The organism is Brevibacillus borstelensis (genome assembly GCF_003710865.1).
Lineage (GTDB): Bacteria > Bacillota > Bacilli > Brevibacillales > Brevibacillaceae > Brevibacillus > Brevibacillus borstelensis.
In genome coordinates this window covers 206291-222973 of record NZ_RHHO01000017.1, presented here as the reverse complement: position 1 = coordinate 222973, position 16683 = coordinate 206291, and the positions used below count along the sequence as shown (strand labels likewise).

General features: G+C 54.1%; 13 protein-coding genes, 1 pseudogene and 1 riboswitch. Of the genes and pseudogenes, 3 read left to right on the top strand and 11 right to left on the bottom strand.

What is annotated here, in order from left to right:
- Positions 1-12: 12 nt before the first annotated feature.
- The 11 genes and pseudogenes from EDM54_RS09990 to EDM54_RS09945 all read right to left on the bottom strand — a co-directional run bounded on the left by EDM54_RS09990 (position 13) and on the right by EDM54_RS09945 (position 12119).
- Positions 13-951, bottom strand: coding sequence for an ABC transporter permease (locus EDM54_RS09990; RefSeq protein ID WP_170208325.1), 939 nt, complete (start codon positions 949-951; stop codon positions 13-15).
- Between the two features lie 9 nt (positions 952-960).
- Complete coding sequence (locus tag EDM54_RS09985; RefSeq protein WP_024984465.1) at positions 961-1893, bottom strand: ABC transporter permease; 933 nt, start codon at positions 1891-1893, stop codon at positions 961-963.
- Positions 1894-1911: 18 nt separating this feature from the next.
- Entirely contained in the window at positions 1912-3345 is a 1434-nt protein-coding gene (gene pepV, locus EDM54_RS09980) for a dipeptidase PepV (protein WP_122958146.1), read from the bottom strand.
- Positions 3346-3370: 25 nt separating this feature from the next.
- Positions 3371-5422: a sigma-54 interaction domain-containing protein gene (locus EDM54_RS09975; RefSeq protein WP_024984463.1), complete on the bottom strand. Its 2052-nt coding sequence runs from the start codon at positions 5420-5422 to the stop codon at positions 3371-3373.
- A gap of 68 nt (positions 5423-5490) precedes the next feature.
- A pseudogene (locus tag EDM54_RS09970) lies at positions 5491-7145 on the bottom strand (peptide ABC transporter substrate-binding protein).
- Positions 7146-7214: 69 nt separating this feature from the next.
- Entirely contained in the window at positions 7215-8240 is a 1026-nt protein-coding gene (locus EDM54_RS09965) for an asparaginase (RefSeq protein WP_039069887.1), read from the bottom strand.
- A 276-nt stretch (positions 8241-8516) separates the two neighbouring features.
- Entirely contained in the window at positions 8517-8675 is a 159-nt protein-coding gene (locus EDM54_RS26430) for a hypothetical protein (protein WP_155807993.1), read from the bottom strand.
- A gap of 10 nt (positions 8676-8685) precedes the next feature.
- A complete protein-coding gene (locus EDM54_RS09960; RefSeq protein WP_003387692.1) occupies positions 8686-8982 on the bottom strand; it encodes a ferredoxin family protein in 297 nt (98 codons plus the stop codon).
- Positions 8982-10277, bottom strand: coding sequence for an FAD-dependent oxidoreductase (locus EDM54_RS09955; RefSeq protein WP_122958145.1), 1296 nt, complete (start codon positions 10275-10277; stop codon positions 8982-8984). The genes EDM54_RS09960 and EDM54_RS09955 overlap by 1 nt, the downstream gene beginning before the upstream one ends.
- Positions 10261-11292, bottom strand: a complete 1032-nt coding sequence (locus EDM54_RS09950; RefSeq protein WP_122958144.1) for an electron transfer flavoprotein subunit alpha/FixB family protein — start codon at positions 11290-11292, stop codon at positions 10261-10263. The genes EDM54_RS09955 and EDM54_RS09950 overlap by 17 nt, the downstream gene beginning before the upstream one ends.
- On the bottom strand, positions 11289-12119 hold the full coding sequence (locus EDM54_RS09945; RefSeq protein ID WP_003387698.1) for an electron transfer flavoprotein subunit beta/FixA family protein: 831 nt from the start codon (positions 12117-12119) through the stop codon (positions 11289-11291). Before EDM54_RS09945 ends, EDM54_RS09950 begins: the two co-directional genes overlap by 4 nt.
- Positions 12120-12447: 328 nt before the next feature.
- Positions 12448-12557, top strand: a riboswitch (glycine riboswitch).
- A 290-nt stretch (positions 12558-12847) separates the two neighbouring features.
- On the opposite strand from EDM54_RS09945, the gene EDM54_RS09940 reads away from it, so the two are divergent.
- From EDM54_RS09940 to EDM54_RS09930, 3 genes are all read left to right on the top strand, one after another.
- A complete protein-coding gene (locus EDM54_RS09940) occupies positions 12848-14203 on the top strand; it encodes an alanine/glycine:cation symporter family protein (protein ID WP_024984461.1) in 1356 nt (451 codons plus the stop codon).
- A gap of 198 nt (positions 14204-14401) precedes the next feature.
- Positions 14402-15160: a TrmB family transcriptional regulator gene (locus EDM54_RS09935; protein WP_031932341.1), complete on the top strand. Its 759-nt coding sequence runs from the start codon at positions 14402-14404 to the stop codon at positions 15158-15160.
- 92 nt (positions 15161-15252) lie between these two features.
- Positions 15253-16434, top strand: coding sequence for an MFS transporter (locus tag EDM54_RS09930; RefSeq protein WP_122958143.1), 1182 nt, complete (start codon positions 15253-15255; stop codon positions 16432-16434).
- Positions 16435-16683: the final 249 nt, after the last annotated feature.

Sequence of the window (16683 nt, the reverse complement as noted above, 5' to 3'; positions counted from 1 at the left end):
CTCCCTCCAGTCCTACTCGCGCAGACGCGGATCAAGTGCATCCTGCAAGCCGTCTCCAAATACGTTAAACGCAAACATCGTCAGTGAAATCATCAGGCCAGGGAAGAAAAGCCGCCACCAGTCGCCTGTCAAAATAACCCCCATCGCATCGTTGGTCATGGTTCCCCAGCTTGCGTCCGGCGCTTGCACGCCCAGGCCCAGGAAGCTGAGGAATGATTCCGCGAAAATCGCAGACGGAATCGTAAAGGTCAGGTTGACGATGATGACACCGATCGTATTGGGAATCAGATGTTTAAACAAAATTCGGGAAAACTTGGCTCCCAGCACTTGAGAGGCAAGGATGAACTCCTGGTTCTTCAACTGGAGGATTTGACCGCGCACAAGCCGCGCCATCCCTGTCCAGCCGGTAGCCGAGAGCGCGATGATAATAGTGAGCATCCCCGGTTCCATCACGACCATCAGCAAAATGACGACGAGCAGATACGGCAACCCGTACAGTACCTCGATCACACGCATGATGATGGTGTCGATCCGCTCACCCCGCTTTCCTCTGCCGGCCATGTAACCGGCAATACCGCCGACGGTCACGCCGATAATCAAATCGATCAGAGCGGCAACTACGCCAATCGTGAGGGAGATGCGGGCTCCGGCCCAGGTACGGGCGAACATGTCCCGGCCGAGATCATCCGTTCCGAACCAGTGCTCTGCCGACACCGGCTTGTTTTTCGTGAGCAGGCTTTGATCCGATGCGCTGTAAGGCACCAGATGGGGACCGATGATTGCCATCACCACGAGCAGCAGGATGATCGCAAGACCGAGCATGGCCAGTTTGTTTTTTACGAGTTTGCGCACCACTTGCTGAACATTTGTCAGACTGGGGCGCATGGATATGTCATGGGCTTCCGACTGCTTGGAAAGCGGTCGGAACAGCGGATCGATACGTTGTTCCATCGCCACTGGTTATCCCTCCTTGTTCGTCAGCTTAATTCTCGGGTCAATCAGGGTGTACGCCAAGTCGATCAGGAAGATCGTTACGATCAGGATGGAGCTGTAGAAAATCGTCGTTCCCAAAATTACCGGGTAGTCGCGGTTAAAGATTCCATCCACAAAGTATTTCCCGATGCCCGGAACGGCGAAGATTTTCTCCACCACGAACGTTCCCGTAATCAACGAAGCGATAAGCGGTCCCAAGAAGGTGACGACCGGCAGGATCGCGTTGCGAATGCCGTGCTTGACCACAAGCGCAAAGGTAGGAACACCTTTGGCTTCTGCGGTGCGAATGTAGTTCTGGTTCATCACTTCGATCATGCTGGCCCGCATGTAACGGGTGATGATCGCCAGCGGCCCGAAAGCCAAGGCGAGCGACGGCAGAACCGTATGCATCCAGGTGCCCCACGTTGCGACCGGAAAGATCGGAAACTTGATCGCAAAAAAGTTGATCAGGAGCGGCGCCATGATAAAGCTCGGAATGGCAATGCCTAGGACGGCTATCGCCATCGCAGCGTAATCAAGCCATTTGTTTCGGTTCAGCGCTGCGATGATTCCAAAGGTGATCCCGAAAAATATTGCAATGACAATCGCTTGCGCCCCCAAGGTAGCGGAAGCGGAAAATCCGTCGGCGATCATATCGTTTACGCCGCGCGTGTCTGACTTGATCGATGGACCGAGGTCAAGCATGACGAGGTTTTTCAAATAGAGCACATACTGTACGGGCAACGGCTCATCGAGGTTGTATTTGGCGCGCAGGTTGGCCAAAATTTGTTCCGGGAGCTGATCCGATTCGGAAGCAAACGGATCACCAGGGATGGCATGCATCAAAGAAAACGTCAGCGTCACGATGATCCACAGTGTGAGCAGCATCATCAGAACGCGTTTTACGAGGTAATGGGACATGGCTCAACCTCCATGATGTTATTTCGCCAGTTCGTACATGGCTTCCGCGTAGATAGCCATCGCCCTGAGCAAGTCGTCAATCTCTGCGTACTCATCGGTGAGATGAGCCATCGATTTCTTTCCGGGGAAGAGAGGGCCGAATGCGACTCCTGCTTTCAGCGATTTGGCATAGGTTGCACCGCCGGACGAAAGCAGTGTCGCTTCCTCTCCCGTATGATTGGTGTAGACGCGGGAGAGTGTTTGGATGACCGGATGATCCTTCGGTACGTAATGGGAGCGCGACGTCCTCAGGCTGGCTATCGTGACGTCCAGCTGCGGGGCCCGTTCCTTCAGTTTTTCAACGTACTCTTCCGGATTAATCGTCGCAGGGTAGCGAATATTCAGTCTGACAGAGCCGCCTTCGTTGCGGTCATAGGTCAGGATGCCGGCATTGACGGTCAAGCGCCCTGTAGCTTCGTCGGCGCAGGCAAGACCGAGCTTTTCTCCGTAGTAGTCCTCATGCAAAACATCGGACAACAGATTCAGGAAAGTTCGATCAGATCCGGCGAACGGCAGGCGATTGAGGAAGCTTGCCATAATTGTCCCCGCATTTTTTCCCTTGAACGGCTCCATGCCGTGGGCAGGCAAGCCTTTGGCAAAAAAGCGAAGTGAACCGTCGCCGCCCGGAATCACCTCTCCTGTGGCTCCATGTGCGAAAAGATGCTTTTGAAAGCTCTCTTGCAGATCCCGAATGGCTTGTTCGTTATCCGCGGCGGCCGGCAGAGAAACGATGGCAACCGCTTTTTCCGGTACGCTGTTCCCCTGGTCGCCAGAAGCAAACGAGAGCAAATTCCAAGACGACGAGTCATTAGACGCAATGCGCGGCGCAATCGCCAGCGTCGGATTGATCTGTCCCTTTTCCGCGTGAATCATAGGGAAGGATGCATCCGGGGAAAAGCCTACCTCCGGCAGCTTTTCTACCTTGGTGTAATGCTGCATGCAGAGCCAGCCACTCTCTTCATCCGTGCCGATAATGAGGCGAATCCGTTTGGATATCGGGAGCCCGGAGTCCTTCAACAGCTTCAGGGCAAAATACGCAGCCAATGCGGGCCCTTTGTCATCAATTGCCCCCCGGGCGTAAATTTTGCCGTCCCGAATGTCGGGCTCAAACGGCGGCGTCGTCCATCCTTCGCCAACCGTTACAACGTCGACGTGCACGAGAACGCCGATTTCCTCTTCGCCCTCGCCGTACTCCACATATCCGGCGTAGCCATCCAGATTTTTTGTGGCAAAACCGTCCGCTTCGCCCAGCTTGAGCAAGTATTCAAGCGCCTGAGCGACACCCTCGCCGAACGGCTTGCCCTCAGATGCGGTCGTCAAATCCTCAATGCTGTTGATTGACAAAAACGGAATCAGCTTGTCCAGATAACTCTCATTCTGCGCTACAGCCGCTTCTTTCCAGTTTCCGCTCATCTCGATTCCTCCCTATCCGGTAGCTTTACTTGCAAAAGGCGAGAAACGCTTCTCCCTTTGATGAGATACTGCTGCCCTGCCGGCCCTTGCCGACACGGATCAATTCATCCTGCTGAAGCATTTTCAGACGGTAGCGCAGCTGCTGCGTGGTCAAGTCGATTCCTCGCTCGCGCAACTGCTCCTGAAGTGCGTATCTCCCGCCTCCTGCCGTGGACAGCTCTTGAAGAATGGCGGTCATTTCGAGCAGAAACCCGCGCTTTTCGTACGCCTGATAGACTTCTTCACATTCATGCTGCAAGCCATCTGCTTCCAACGGGACAACGGCTGCAGTCTGCAAAAAGGGCAGATGATACGCGTAAACCTCTTCCTCCACCACGTGTGCCAAATACTCCACGACATTTTCCAGCTCGCGGATATTTCCCGGCCAGTCGTACGCCTGCATGGCGTTCAAAGCTTCGCGCGACAGGGTAAAAGGAGGGCGTCTCAAATCTACACAATAACGACGGATAAATGCGTCTACCAACCACGGAATATCTTCCGCCCGTTTTCGCAGCGGCGGCAAATGAATCGGCAAAATATTGAGCCGGTAATACAAGTCGGCCCGAAACCTTCCCTCTTTGACCATTTGCTGCAAATCCTGATTTGTGGCGGCGATGACCCGGATGTTGATCGGGATTACCTTGTTGCCCCCTACGCGCATGATCTGCCGCTCTTGCAGCACCCGCAGCAGCCGATTTTGGATCGCTCCGCTTGCGTCCCCGATTTCATCGAGAAAAATCGTCCCTTTGTGCGCCAATTCAAACCAGCCGATGTGTCCGCCCTTTCTCGCCCCGGTAAAAGCTCCCTCCTCGTAGCCGAAGAGCTCGCTTTCCAGAAGCGATTCGGAAATCGCGGCAAAGTTTACGCCGACGAACGGCTCCCGTTTTCGCGGGGAGGCATTGTGAATGGCTTGTGCCAGCAATTCCTTGCCTGTTCCCGTTTCGCCGAGCAGCAGCACGGTGGAATTGCTTCTGGCAATTTTTTTGGCGATCTGGATGACCTGTTGAAAGGACTGGCTTTTGCCGTAAATTTCGTCAAAGCTGTACTTGGCGATCAAGCCTTTGCTGTACAAGCGCAACCGGTAGTCGTGCTCCATCTTTTCGATCTCCGCTGCCTTCCGAAACAACAGCAGACTCCCCAGATAGCGTCCTTCCATGACGATGTGCATTTTTCGGAAAAAGTAAGTCCGGCCTGCCCAGTCCACGAGCACTTCTTCATTTTCGTCGCAGTCGCGAACCGTCTCCATAAAGTCTTCCGGCAGACAAACGGCCGCTTTCTCCCCTTGGACACCCGGTCCGTGCAAATGAAGCGTATCGATGGCTTTCTGATTGATAAACCGGATGACTTCTTGCTCGTCCAAAGCGATGACTGCGTCTTCAATCCGGTTGACAATACCCTCCAGATACATTTGCAGCAGGCGGGCATGAAGAATTTCATTGTTCAACTGCTTCGTGATGTAAATGAGCGACTGCATGGTGCGGGCTGTTACCTTTTGGAAATTCCCGTTGTCAAAATGGGCGTAAATCTCCAACCACGTAGACAAGTCGATGACCCGAAAGCCGATGTCGACGACCTTGCGAATCGTCGGAGGAACATGCTCGGCCTCGCCCGGCGTTACGGCGATGTCAATGTCCAGCGGATAATCAGATCCGGGGTAATACGGATACAGCTCAAAGTCCATCCCCGATGCGATCAAAAGCCTCATCGTTTCGTCCACCGTCTCGGCCGTATCGCTGACGAGCAGTACCTTCACACCTCTTGGTATCTCCAGCATTTCCCGCAGGTTGTGATAGGGCAGCATCCGCTTTGCCACGATCGCCCTGGAGTCTTGCGGCAAATACGGCTCCACCTGTTCGTAGATGCTTTTCGTGGAGAGTACAACCAGTGAACCTTCGGCAATCGGCCGGTAAGGCAGCTGGTCGACCCGCCGACCTTCGATATGAAAGTCTTGCGAGATGCCCAATTCATGGCATTGACTAACCACGGATTGTAAAAATTCGTCCATCTTCGCAACAAAGGTTACAGTCTTTTTTTCCATGAGTACCCGCTCCAAGATGTATAGTGAGGACAAGGGCGGGATTGCAAGCCCTTGTCCTCACTATCGTACTATTTTTTCGAAATTTCGGCCCACTTGAAGTCAAGCGTTCCAACAGGGTGACGGATAATGCCTTTTACATTCGGCTGATCCATGAACACTTTGGTACCAAAGTAGATCGGCACAAGCGGCATATCGTCCATGAACATCTTCTCGGCATCGTGCATCAGCTGGAAGCGTTCTTTTTCGTCAGCCGTATTGCGGATTTTTTCTACCAGCGCATCGTACTCTTTGTTGCTGTAGTTGATGCGGTTGCCAGGATGATCGGTCACGAACAGCTCCAGGTAGTTGAGCGGATCGCCGTAATCAGCCGGGATGGTGGAACGGGAGATTTGCAATTGACGGGCGCGCTGGTCGGCCAGGAACACTTTCCATTCCTTGTTCTCCAGCTTTACATCAACACCCAGGTTTTTCTTGTACATTTCTTGCAGTACTTGCGCGATCTGCTTGTGGGCGTCGCTTGTGTTGTACGTCAAAGTAACCGGCGGAAGAGTCGTGTAGCCTTCTTCTTCCATCCCTTTTTTCAACAGCGCTTTTGCCTGTTCTACATCGTTGTCCTTGATGAAATCGCCGCCGACTTCACGGAAATCGCGGCCGTCCGGTTCAGGGAAGCCGACCGGGATATGCGCCAGTGCCGGAAGCTGTTTTCCTTGTGCCACGTTGTCGATCAGAGCCTGACGGTCGATCGCCAGTGCAAATGCCTTGCGGATGTTTGCGTTTTGGAACGGCTCCATTTTGACGTTCATCCGGTAGTAGTAGATGGATGCTTCCGGTTCCACTTTCGCTTCGCCAGAATCGATCAGTTGCTTTTTCATATCGTTTGGCACGGTTTGGATCATGTCCAATTGGCCTGTTTTGTACATTTGGTATTGGGTGTTTTCGTCGTTTACCATGACCCAATCGATGCCCGCGTATTTCACGGAATCCTTATCCCAGTAGCCTTCGTTCTTTTCTACTTTGACGGATTGATCATGTACCCATTCGGTGATTTTGAACGGTCCGTTGCTCACGAGAGTAGATGCTTCCGCAGCAAAGTTCGGATTGCTTTCTACCACTTTTTGTTAACCGGGAAGAAGGTTGGCTGAGTCAGGATGTGCAGGAAAAATCCCGCAGGAGACTTCAGCTTTACTTCCAGTGTCTTCTCATCGATTGCTTTGACTTTTACGCCGTCGGCTGTGCCTTCGCCCTTGTTGAACTCCTCGGCTCCCTCGATGTAGTAAGCCAGGAATGCGGACGGGAATGCGTTCTTCGGATCGACGATGCGCTTGAACGCGTATTCAAAGTCTTGCGCCGTTACCGGATCGCCATTGGACCATTTGCTGTCGCGAAGCGTAAAGGTGTATGTTTTTCCGTCTTCGCTCACTTCCCACTTCTCGGCCATCGCCGGCTGCGGCTTGTGATCCTTGTCCAGGCGGGCAAGGCCCTCCATCGTTGCGTTCAGCACTTCGTTGGAGGTGCTGTCAAACCCTTTCGGCGGATCGAGAGAAGGCGGCTCCGTCTTCAGGTTCAACCGAAGCTTGGCCGAAGCGTCTGCTTGTCCTCCCGTTTCCCCCGCTTGCTGCTTGCCTGGATCTGCCGGTGCTGCTGACTGGCTGCAGCCTGTCAGCACCAGCGAGAGCAGCAAAGCGGAAGTGCTCAGTACTTTCCATCCTTTGCGCAAATTCATCGCAGGATTTCCCCCTTTTTTATGCTTGTTGTATATATGCGTAAACGGCTGTCAGGAAGCAACGAGCCTTTACACGCCCAGTGGAGTGTTGCTTGCGTGCAGGGTAAAGGCAGTTTCAATACGGCCTACTGCCTTTCCGCTCATGTTCTTTACGATCGGGTTGGTGTACTCTGCGAGCTTCTCAAGCGGACCGTCCGTGCCGATGCCGAGCTGGCGAAGCACTTCATTGACCACCGCGTATATAGCGCGCGGTCCACCGTCCTCGATCTTCACAGCGATGCCGATGCCTGTTTGACGGTCGCCCAGGCAGTATACGGACTCTGCACCTGCCTTGCCAAACACTCGTCCGGCAAAGGCCGTCATCAAATCGGTACAGTAGCGGTTATTGCCGCCGACCATTTCCGGATGCGCAATCATCGCATCGGTGATCCGGGCAACCGCCTGACGGCGAGTCGGATTTTCGATCACGTCGGGCCTTGCCATTTTGGCGTACGCCCAGGCGTAGTGGGCCAGTGGCAGGCGGTGAACAGGAACGCCGCAACCATCCGTTCCCAGAACGATTTTGCCTTTTGGATAGGAAGTCAGATCGACAACTGCATCCAAAATGCGCTGCTGCACGGGGTGCTCAGGCAGATGGTACGTGGCTACTTCTTCTCCCATGTGTACAGCTGTAGCGATCATCCCTGCATGCTTGCCGGAACAGTTGCTGTAGATCGGGGTCAATGGCTTGCCCGCACGGATCAGTTCCTTATAGCTTTCCTCGTCGCGAGGCACATGGGTTCCACATTGGAGCATTTCTTCCGGCTGTCCGGCGCGTATCAGCATTTCCATCGCCCGCGAGCGGTGACGCGGCTCGCCGCTGTGTGAAGCGCAGCAGAGAGACAGATCGGCTGGTTCCAGTCCAAACTTGTCCGCTGTTCCCGTCTCAATGACCGGAATCGCCTGGATCGGCTTCATGCTGGAACGCGCGAAGGTTTGGCGATGAGGATCACCGTAGGAATAAAGCAAGTTTCCGTTTGCATCGACGACAGCTACATGACCGAGGTGTGTGCTTTCTACCGCATCCCCCCGGTATACGTTGGCTACCAGGTTCATGACTAATCTCCTTTGGTGTTGAAATATGGAGTTGCTATATAAACGAGTTATTGCAAGATGCGTGCCAACCATTCCGACAAGTCGAAGGACGTTGAATTTTCGCTTAATTCCTACGCTTCAGGCTGTTCCATAGATTGTGACCAATTAGTATTAGGTTACCCTATTTTTATTAATAGGTGAACAATTTGTTTAAAATAGGTGAAATAAATTCTAACAAAAATGAAAAGCACCCCTTTTCCCCCAGCACCGGGGAAAAAGGGGCACCCATTGGCCCAGTTATTCGGTTGCTCCTTCTTTGCGCAGGCATTCGGCCTTCTCCAAGCTGACGAATGTATCCTCCCACATGACCAGATACTGCTCTCCCTTTATGTCCAGGATGATTCCCCTCGCCCCGTCACCCGCGTACGTCACGACTTCGCCCACTTTAAACATCATCCATCGCCTGTTACCCCAATCTGAAGATGATGCCGTGTCCGCCTTTGGGGTATACCCATTTGATGTTTTCATGTGGACAACCGATCCGGCAGCTTCCGCATTCGTGACACCCTTCGTATCCCACATGCATTCGCACCTCTTCCCACTTGTACACTTCTGCCGGACAAAAAATCGTACACAGCTTGTCGGGACATTTTGTGGCACATACATCCGTATCCAATACGTGCAGGTGCGACTCCGTATCCGCCTTGAAGCGGACCAGGTACTGCTTTTCCTCGATCGATTGACCTTTGGGCAGTTCCTTCATCACTTCATCACCCTCCAAGCCTGCATCAGATCGCGGGCCATTTTCCACTTTTCTTTGGCGGAGCCAAGCTCCCTCCAGATTTTCTTTTGCTTCTCCCACTTGGAGCTGCCATCGACGGTGAACATCTGGCTGGCGGCCCTGTTCATGAGCGGAATGTACTTCTCGAAGTAATGCGGGTACTTTTCAAAGTGGTGCGTGGCATCCTTGTATTTTTTCATGTCCTGTCCAACGAAGCTGTCCATCAGCCTCTGCCGGTAAGAGTCGAGCATGGAAGCCGAAAAGTCTCCCGCAGCTTTAGCTTCGAGGATGGCCTCTGCCGCCAGCACCCCTGAAGTCATCGCCATATTGGAGCCTTCCCGGTGAATCGCGTTGACCAGTTGAGCCGCGTCCCCCACTACAATCACGCCATCGCCTACGACCTTCGGGATCGAGCGGTAGCCTCCCTCCGGAATCAGATGCGCCAGGTATTCCTGCTGCTCCGTTCCCTGAATGTACGGCCGGATGATCGGGTGCTTCTTGACGTAATCCAGTAGCTGATGCGGCTTGATCTTGTTCTTGATCAGGCCGGACAGCATCGCGCCGACGCCGATATTGAGGCTGTCCTTGTTGGTGTAGAGCCAGGCTGTTCCGAGAATTCCTTTGGTCGCGTCGCCGAAAATTTCAAACGTGCAGCCCTGGTCCTGCTCCAGGCTGAAGCGGTCTTCGATGATTTTCCGGTCGAGCTTGAGCACTTCCATGACCGCCAGCGCCACCTCGTCCGGGCGAAACTCCTTGTGAAAGCCGAGCGATTTGGCCAAAAGGGAGTTTACCCCGTCAGCCAGCACGACCACATCGGCAAACAGATCGCCGTCCGGGCGGTCTGTCCTCACCCCGATGACCTTCCCGTTTTCAACCAGACACTCAGTCACAACCGTTTCATTGACGAGCAGGGCTCCCTGCTGAACCGCCTTTTCTGCAAACCACTGGTCAAACTTCGCCCGAAGGACGGTGAAGTTGTTGTACGGCTCCTCTCCCCACTCCAGGCCCTTGTAGCTAAAGGTGACGGCGGATTTTTCATCGAGCAGCATGAACCGCTGCTCCACGATCAGCCGTTCGACTGGCGCTTCCTTGTAGAAGCCGGGGATAATATCCTCCATCATTTTGCGGTACAAGACGCCGCCCATCACGTTTTTGGAGCCCGGATACTCGCCCCGCTCGAGGAGCAGGACGTTGACACCCGCCTTTGCCAGCGTATACGCGCAGGACGTACCGGCCGGCCCCGCTCCCACGACAATGACATCAAATTTTTCCGCCATACTGTACCTCCTTGCCAGCTGTCACCTGGAACGCGTCGATCAGCATCGGAACGATCTCGAATGCATCCCCGGCAATGCCGTAATGACAGGATTGGAAAATGGGCGCCTGCGGGTCTTTGTTGATGGCAATGATCAGGCCGGAGTTCTGCATGCCGACCAGATGCTGGATCGCTCCGGAAATGCCAATGGCAACATACAGCTTGGGCGTGACTGTCACCCCGGTTTGGCCTACCTGGTGGGCGTGGTCGATCCATCCCGCCTCGACGGCATCCCGGCTCGCCCCTACAGTGCCTCCGATCGCCTCGGCCAGGCGATGGATGAGCTGAAAGCCTTCCTTGCTGCCGAGCCCCTTGCCCCCTGCGACGATAATGTCAGCCTCGTCCAGGCGGATTTTTGTCTGCGTTTCCCGGACGATCTTCAGCACCTTGGTCCGAATGTCTTCCTCCCGCAACGGGATGGATTCCTCGATGAGCTCTCCTTTGCGGCTGGTGTCGATCGGGAGCGCTTTCATGACCTTCGGCCGCACCGTGGCCATTTGCGGCCGGTGCTTTTTGCAGAGAATCGTGGCCATGATGTTGCCGCCGAATGCGGGCCGGCTCGCTTCCAAAAGCCCTGTCGCCTCATCCACATCGAGCATCGTCGTATCCGCAGTCAGCCCTGTCTCCAGATCGGTGGCAACCGCGCTGGCGAGGTCCTTGCCCGTCGAGGTCGCACCGTACAGGATCGTTTCCGGCTTGTGCTTTTCTACGCAAGCAATGACTGCACGCATGTACGATTCGGTCCGGTAATCCCGGAAAACGGGATCATCGTAGAGATAGACCGTATCGGCACCGTAGTGAAACGCGGTCGCGGCCAACTGCCGAACTCCCTCTCCAATCAGTATGCCGGCCAGGGGTACTCTCCGCTTGTCTGCCAGCTTTCGCCCCGCTCCCAAAAGCTCCAGGGAGACAGGCACGATTTTCCCGTCCTGGTGTTCGAGGAATACCCACACGCCTTTGTACTCGTCCAGATTCATGCCCGTGCCTCCTTCCCTGCAAAGAGCTCTTGTTTCTGCTGCAAAATTTCCATCAATCGCTCAACCTGCTGCTGTGCCGATCCCTCCAGCATTTCGCCGCCTTTTGGCTTTTCCGGAGGCCAGACCTTGGCCACAATCGTCGGGGAGCCTTTGAGACCCAGCAGTGTCCTGTCGACGTCCTCCAGATCGCTGACCGCCCAGATTACGGGCTGGTAGCGTGCGGCGCGAAGCATGTTGGGCAGCGGCGAATAGGGTACCTCGTTGATTTCCTTTTCCACCGAAAACAGGCAGGGCAAAGCGGACTGAATCACTTCATAGCCGTCCTCCAGCTTGCGGTGGACGATGGCATAGCCTTGCTGCTTGTTTACCTCGACCACCTTTTTCACGCTGGTCAAAGGCGGGATGTCGAGCCGTCTGGCAATGCCCGGTCCTACCTGGCCCGTATCCCCGTCGATCGTCATCTTTCCGCAGATGATCAGGTCGATCGGCTTTTCCTTGGCGATTTTTTCGAGGGCTTTCGTCAGCGCATAGCTGGTGGCCAGCGTATCTGCCCCGGCAAAGGCCCGGTCGGTAATCATGTACCCCTCATCCGCACCGATCTCGATGCATTTCCGGATCGCTTTGACAGCGGGCGGAGGCCCCATGGTCAGGACGGAAACTGTTCCCCCGTACCTTTTTTTCAAGCGGACAGCTTCCTCCACGGCATGCGCATCGTACGGATTCAAAATGGCAGGCGCGCTGGAACGGTCCATCGTATTTGTCTTCGGGTTCATCTTGATGATCTTCGTGTCCGGCACCTGTTTGATACAGGCGACGATATGCAGCATGAAAAACTCCCCCCTTGCAGCCCGGCGGGGCATCGTTTCGATGGCAGCTCTTGCACAGGTTGTCTCTTTTTGACACGACGCTTCGGGCGGCATGTTCATCATTGATATAACGTATTGCTCAGCGCTGTCGAATAGACCAAGAACTGCCAGAAGCGGGGGATCGATCAATTTTTTTCAATCCATTGACAAGCTCGCTTCGCTCCTTATAATTGATTTATAAATCACATATCGTTCGGATGAACCATTCAGGAGAAGACAGATGTCTACCGACGGGGCAAGGGAACCTTCCCGAAACTCTCAGGTCTAGGAAACTAGTAAAACTGCATGGGGACGAGCCTCTGGAGAGACTCCCTCTTTTTTCAAAAAGAGGATTGGGCACCGAAGGAGCAAATTCGCCGCGGCGAATAATCTCTCAGGTAAAAGGACAGAGTGGACGCTTGGACTTATACAAAAACGGTTAGTAATTTGTCGATAAAAAGCTTTGCTGTCAGTTCTCTCGAAGATATTCGTTCTTCGTATGACGAAGTTTTTTATGTGTTGCAGAAGATTGAACATTTTTCATGTTGCTAAACTTTTCTGCACCCATCAACAAATGCGGTTTGCCGCCGGTTTTTTGTATTCTTATTTACGTAATTTTGTACGTCCTGCGACCGTCTCCAGAGAACATTTCATTTTCGGGTGAAATGTTTTTTCTTTTTCTCTTCAAAAACAGCAAGGGGGAAACCGAGATGGACATGCTTATGCAATGGTTGGAAATGGTGAATGGATTTGTGTGGGGACTGCCTACGCTGATACTGCTCGTCGGCACTGGGGTAATGCTGACGATCCGCCTTCGAGGGCTGCAGTTCAGAAAGCTGTGGTATGCGCTGCGCCTCGCTTTTGGGAAGCAGCAGGAGCAAACAGCGGCTGGGGACATCAACCACTTTCAGGCGCTGATGACCGCGCTTGCGGCAACGATCGGGATGGGAAATATCGCCGGGGTGGCCACGGCTGTCGCGGTCGGCGGACCGGGTGCTCTGTTCTGGATGTGGATCACAGCTCTGTTCGGGATGGCGACGAAATACGCCGAAGCGATTCTCGCTGTCAAGTACCGCATCCGGCAGGCTGACGGCACTTTTTCCGGCGGACCGATGTACTATTTGGAGAAAGGGTTGAAGCAAAAATGGCTCGCTGTTTTGTTCGCCTTGTTTGGAACAATGGCTTCCTTCGGGATCGGAAACATGGTCCAGTCCCATTCCGTCGCTGAAGCGGTACAGTTGAACTTCTCGATCCCTCCGGTCGCAACGGGGATTGTACTGGCTGCCTTTACCGCCTTTGTCATTCTCGGCGGCGTAAAAAAGATCGGACAGGTCACCGGCGTCATGGTGCCGTTTATGGCCCTTTTCTATATCGTTGCCGGAATCATTGTCGTGCTCTTTCATGCGGGTCAAGTACCGCAGGCATTGGCAGACATTGTACACGGAGCGTTTAACGGCACTTCGGCTGCAGGCGGCTTTTTGGGAGCGACCGTAGCCATGGCGATCCAAAAAGGGGTTGCCCGGGGTGTCTTCTCCAACGAGGCCGGTCTGGGCAGCGCACCGATCGCAGCCGCGGCGGCAAAAACAGACGAACCGGCCAAGCAGGCGCTCGTTTCCATGACAGGGACGTTTATTGATACGATTCTCGTCTGTACGATCACAGGGCTTGCTTTGGTCACTACGGGAGCCTGGTCCACCGGTATGTCTGGCGTGGAAGCGACTACCTACGCCTTCCAAAGCGTCTTCGGTCAAGCCGGCAGCTACGTGCTGGCCGTTGCGATCATCCTGTTTGCCTACTCCACCATCCTCGGGTGGGCGTATTACGGCGAGAAATGCTTTGAATATTTGTTCGGCAAAGGCTCTGCCAAATACTACCGATTCGTCTGGGTAGTCATGGTCGCTGTCGGAGCAACGATGAAGCTCGATCTGGTCTGGACGCTCTCCGACATCATGAACGGCTTGATGGCAGTGCCCAACCTGATCGGCCTGATCGGACTCTCCGGTGTGGTCGTTGCCGAGACGAAGCGCTTTTTGAATGGGCCTCTGGAGTCGAAGCTGTCACAGTAAATATGCTCGCACCCCAAAAATTCCCCCCTCATAATGAGGGGGTTTTCCTATTTCTGCGGGATTCGTTTTGCGGGACGAGCGCACTTGCGGAGCGGATGCTCCCCCCTCCTCGTGACATTACCGGACTTGCGGAAAAAAGTGTGTATAATAGAAGGCATATCTTCTATGCACGGATCAAACCGGTTGGAGGGCATTGTCATGTTGGAAACATTCGGATTTTCCCATTACGAAAGCAAAGTATATGAGACGCTCGCGGCAAGCGAGTCTCCCATGGATGCCACAATGATCGTCAAGCATTCCGGCGTTCCCAAAGCGAAAATTTACGAAGTGCTGACCCGTCTGGTAGACAAGGGCCTGGTCCTCGATTCTGTGTCGGATAAAAAGAAATGGTATACCGCTCTGCCGCTAAACAGCCTGATCGACAAGCTGACCAGTCAATTTCAGCACGACGTGGAGCGGCTCAAAACCTCTTTGGCCAGCAAGCAGGTACGGGATGACCGGATTTGGAACCTCAAGGTCGACTCCTCCATACGCGCTGAAAGCAAGCACTTGATTCAGCGAGCCGTCAAGTCCATCCGCATCTCCGCCTGGAATGACGATTTTGCCGGATTTATCCCTCTCCTCGAGGAAAAGGAACGGGAAGGCGTAGAAGTGGAAGCGCTGGTGGTCGGAGAGATACAGACAAACCTCAAACGGGTCCACGTCTTAATCCCTTCGGAGGAGCACGAGGGATTGGAACGCTTCCAGCTCATCGTAGCGGATCAGGAGGAGATCATGTTTGCCGGAGAAGAAGACGGCAACTGGCAAGCTATTCAGACGAGAGCACAGCCGTTTGTCAAATTCTTCGCCGACTTCTTTTTCCATGACGTAGCATTGGCCCGCATTACGCAAAAGCATTACGACCTGCTTTTTGGAGACGAAGAGATACGGCGCATGCTCATCCGGCTCCGTTACTAACATCATCCATGATTTTTTTCTTGAATGCGCAGACCAAAAAGGTTACCATCATGGTGGTAACCTTTTTCAGGTGCAGAAAGGAGCTCTTCTGTGTGAATCCTCGCGTTTTTATTCTTGCTATTGCAACCTTTGTGGTCGGGACGGTGGAGCTGATCATCGGCGGGACGATGAATCTGATCACCGCAGACCTGAATATTCCGCTTAGCGCCGCCGGGCAGTTGATTACAGTGTTTTCCCTGTCGTTTGCCGTTTCAGCGCCAATCCTAATGCACGTCACTCGAAAAATTGCCCGCAAGCGCCTTTATTTGCTGGCCCTGTTCGGCTTTTTTCTGAGCAATGTGCTAGCCGCGCTCAGTCCGGTGTACTCGGTCCTGCTCATCGCCCGGATTCTTTCCGCCTCCTGCGGGGCCCTGCTGACCGTCTTGTCCATTTCAATCGCCACGCAAATCGTCGAGCCTGCCTACCGGGGCCGGGCATTGGGCATCATCTTCATGGGGATCAGCGGCTCTTTGGTGCTCGGTGTCCCGATGGGAATGACACTCGGCAACGCATTTGGCTGGCGTGCTCCGTTTTGGCTCATCGCCGGACTTAGCCTTGTGGCGATGCTCTGCCTCAGCATTATGCTGACCAATGTTCAAACGCCTCCGGCGATACCGCTGCGGCAACAGCTCGCTTCATTGAAAAGCGAGAAGATCGTCAGCGCCCAGTTGATTACGATGCTGATGCTGACCGGCCATTTGACGCTGTATGCGTACTTTACTCCCTTTTTGCAGGAAACGATGCAGTTGGAAGGAGCCTGGCTCAGTTTTGTCTATCTGCTGTTCGGCGTCGCTGCAGTCATGGGCGGGGGCGTAGGCGGATGGATTTCCGATAAATGGGGGCCGCCCAAATCAATCCTCGTCATCGTTTCGGCCTTCGGGCTGGTGATGGCATCCCTGCCCTTTACCACCGGATCGCTCTACGTATTTTTGATCGTGATGGTGGTGTGGAGCGCACTGAGCTGGGCCATTTCACCCGCCCAGCAGAACTACTTGATCCAGACCTCTCCCCGGACAGCCGACATTCTGCTTGGGTTGAACACCTCTGTCCTGCACGTCGGGATCGCGCTTGGATCGGCTGTCGGAGGCATCGTGATCGAGAAAGCCTCGGTTCAGTACAACGCGTGGGTCGGCGCCTGCTTCGTCCTGGTTTCGCTGGGGTGTGCGGTCTTTTCCATTACCCGTCCCGGTTCCGAAAAGACGACTGCAGACGCTGCTTCAACTATCGACGCCTGAATCGCCAATCAACAAATCAGATCGTCCACAGCCGGCCCGTCCGGCTGCCCAGAAAAAGGCTTTGCGAGCGATGGCCCCGCTCCCGAAGCCTTTTTCTCGTTTCCAGCCGAATCTGGACGGTTCGGCTGGCCCCCTATTGGCATCTTTTCTGCCGAGAAAGCTTCCTGCGCCGGACAGACCGACCTCTTATTCCAGACCATTACAAAAAATGTAACTTTCCATCCTGTCATTCGTATCGATTTATGGCAG

Excerpts from the sequence above, each read along its gene's own strand:
- EDM54_RS09990 (WP_170208325.1), bottom strand. The coding sequence starts at position 951 with ATGGAACAACGTATCGATCCGCTGTTCCGACCGCTTTCCAAGCAGTCG.
- EDM54_RS09985 (WP_024984465.1), bottom strand. The coding sequence starts at position 1,893 with ATGTCCCATTACCTCGTAAAACGCGTTCTGATGATGCTGCTCACACTG.
- pepV (WP_122958146.1), bottom strand. The coding sequence starts at position 3,345 with ATGAGCGGAAACTGGAAAGAAGCGGCTGTAGCGCAGAATGAGAGTTAT.
- EDM54_RS09975 (WP_024984463.1), bottom strand. The coding sequence starts at position 5,422 with ATGGAAAAAAAGACTGTAACCTTTGTTGCGAAGATGGACGAATTTTTA.
- EDM54_RS09965 (WP_039069887.1), bottom strand. The coding sequence starts at position 8,240 with ATGAACCTGGTAGCCAACGTATACCGGGGGGATGCGGTAGAAAGCACA.
- EDM54_RS26430 (WP_155807993.1), bottom strand. The coding sequence starts at position 8,675 with ATGATGTTTAAAGTGGGCGAAGTCGTGACGTACGCGGGTGACGGGGCG.
- EDM54_RS09960 (WP_003387692.1), bottom strand. The coding sequence starts at position 8,982 with ATGAAGGAACTGCCCAAAGGTCAATCGATCGAGGAAAAGCAGTACCTG.
- EDM54_RS09955 (WP_122958145.1), bottom strand. The coding sequence starts at position 10,277 with ATGGCGGAAAAATTTGATGTCATTGTCGTGGGAGCGGGGCCGGCCGGT.
- EDM54_RS09950 (WP_122958144.1), bottom strand. The coding sequence starts at position 11,292 with ATGAATCTGGACGAGTACAAAGGCGTGTGGGTATTCCTCGAACACCAG.
- EDM54_RS09945 (WP_003387698.1), bottom strand. The coding sequence starts at position 12,119 with ATGCTGCATATCGTCGCCTGTATCAAACAGGTGCCGGACACGAAGATC.
- EDM54_RS09940 (WP_024984461.1), top strand. The coding sequence starts at position 12,848 with ATGGACATGCTTATGCAATGGTTGGAAATGGTGAATGGATTTGTGTGG.
- EDM54_RS09935 (WP_031932341.1), top strand. The coding sequence starts at position 14,402 with ATGTTGGAAACATTCGGATTTTCCCATTACGAAAGCAAAGTATATGAG.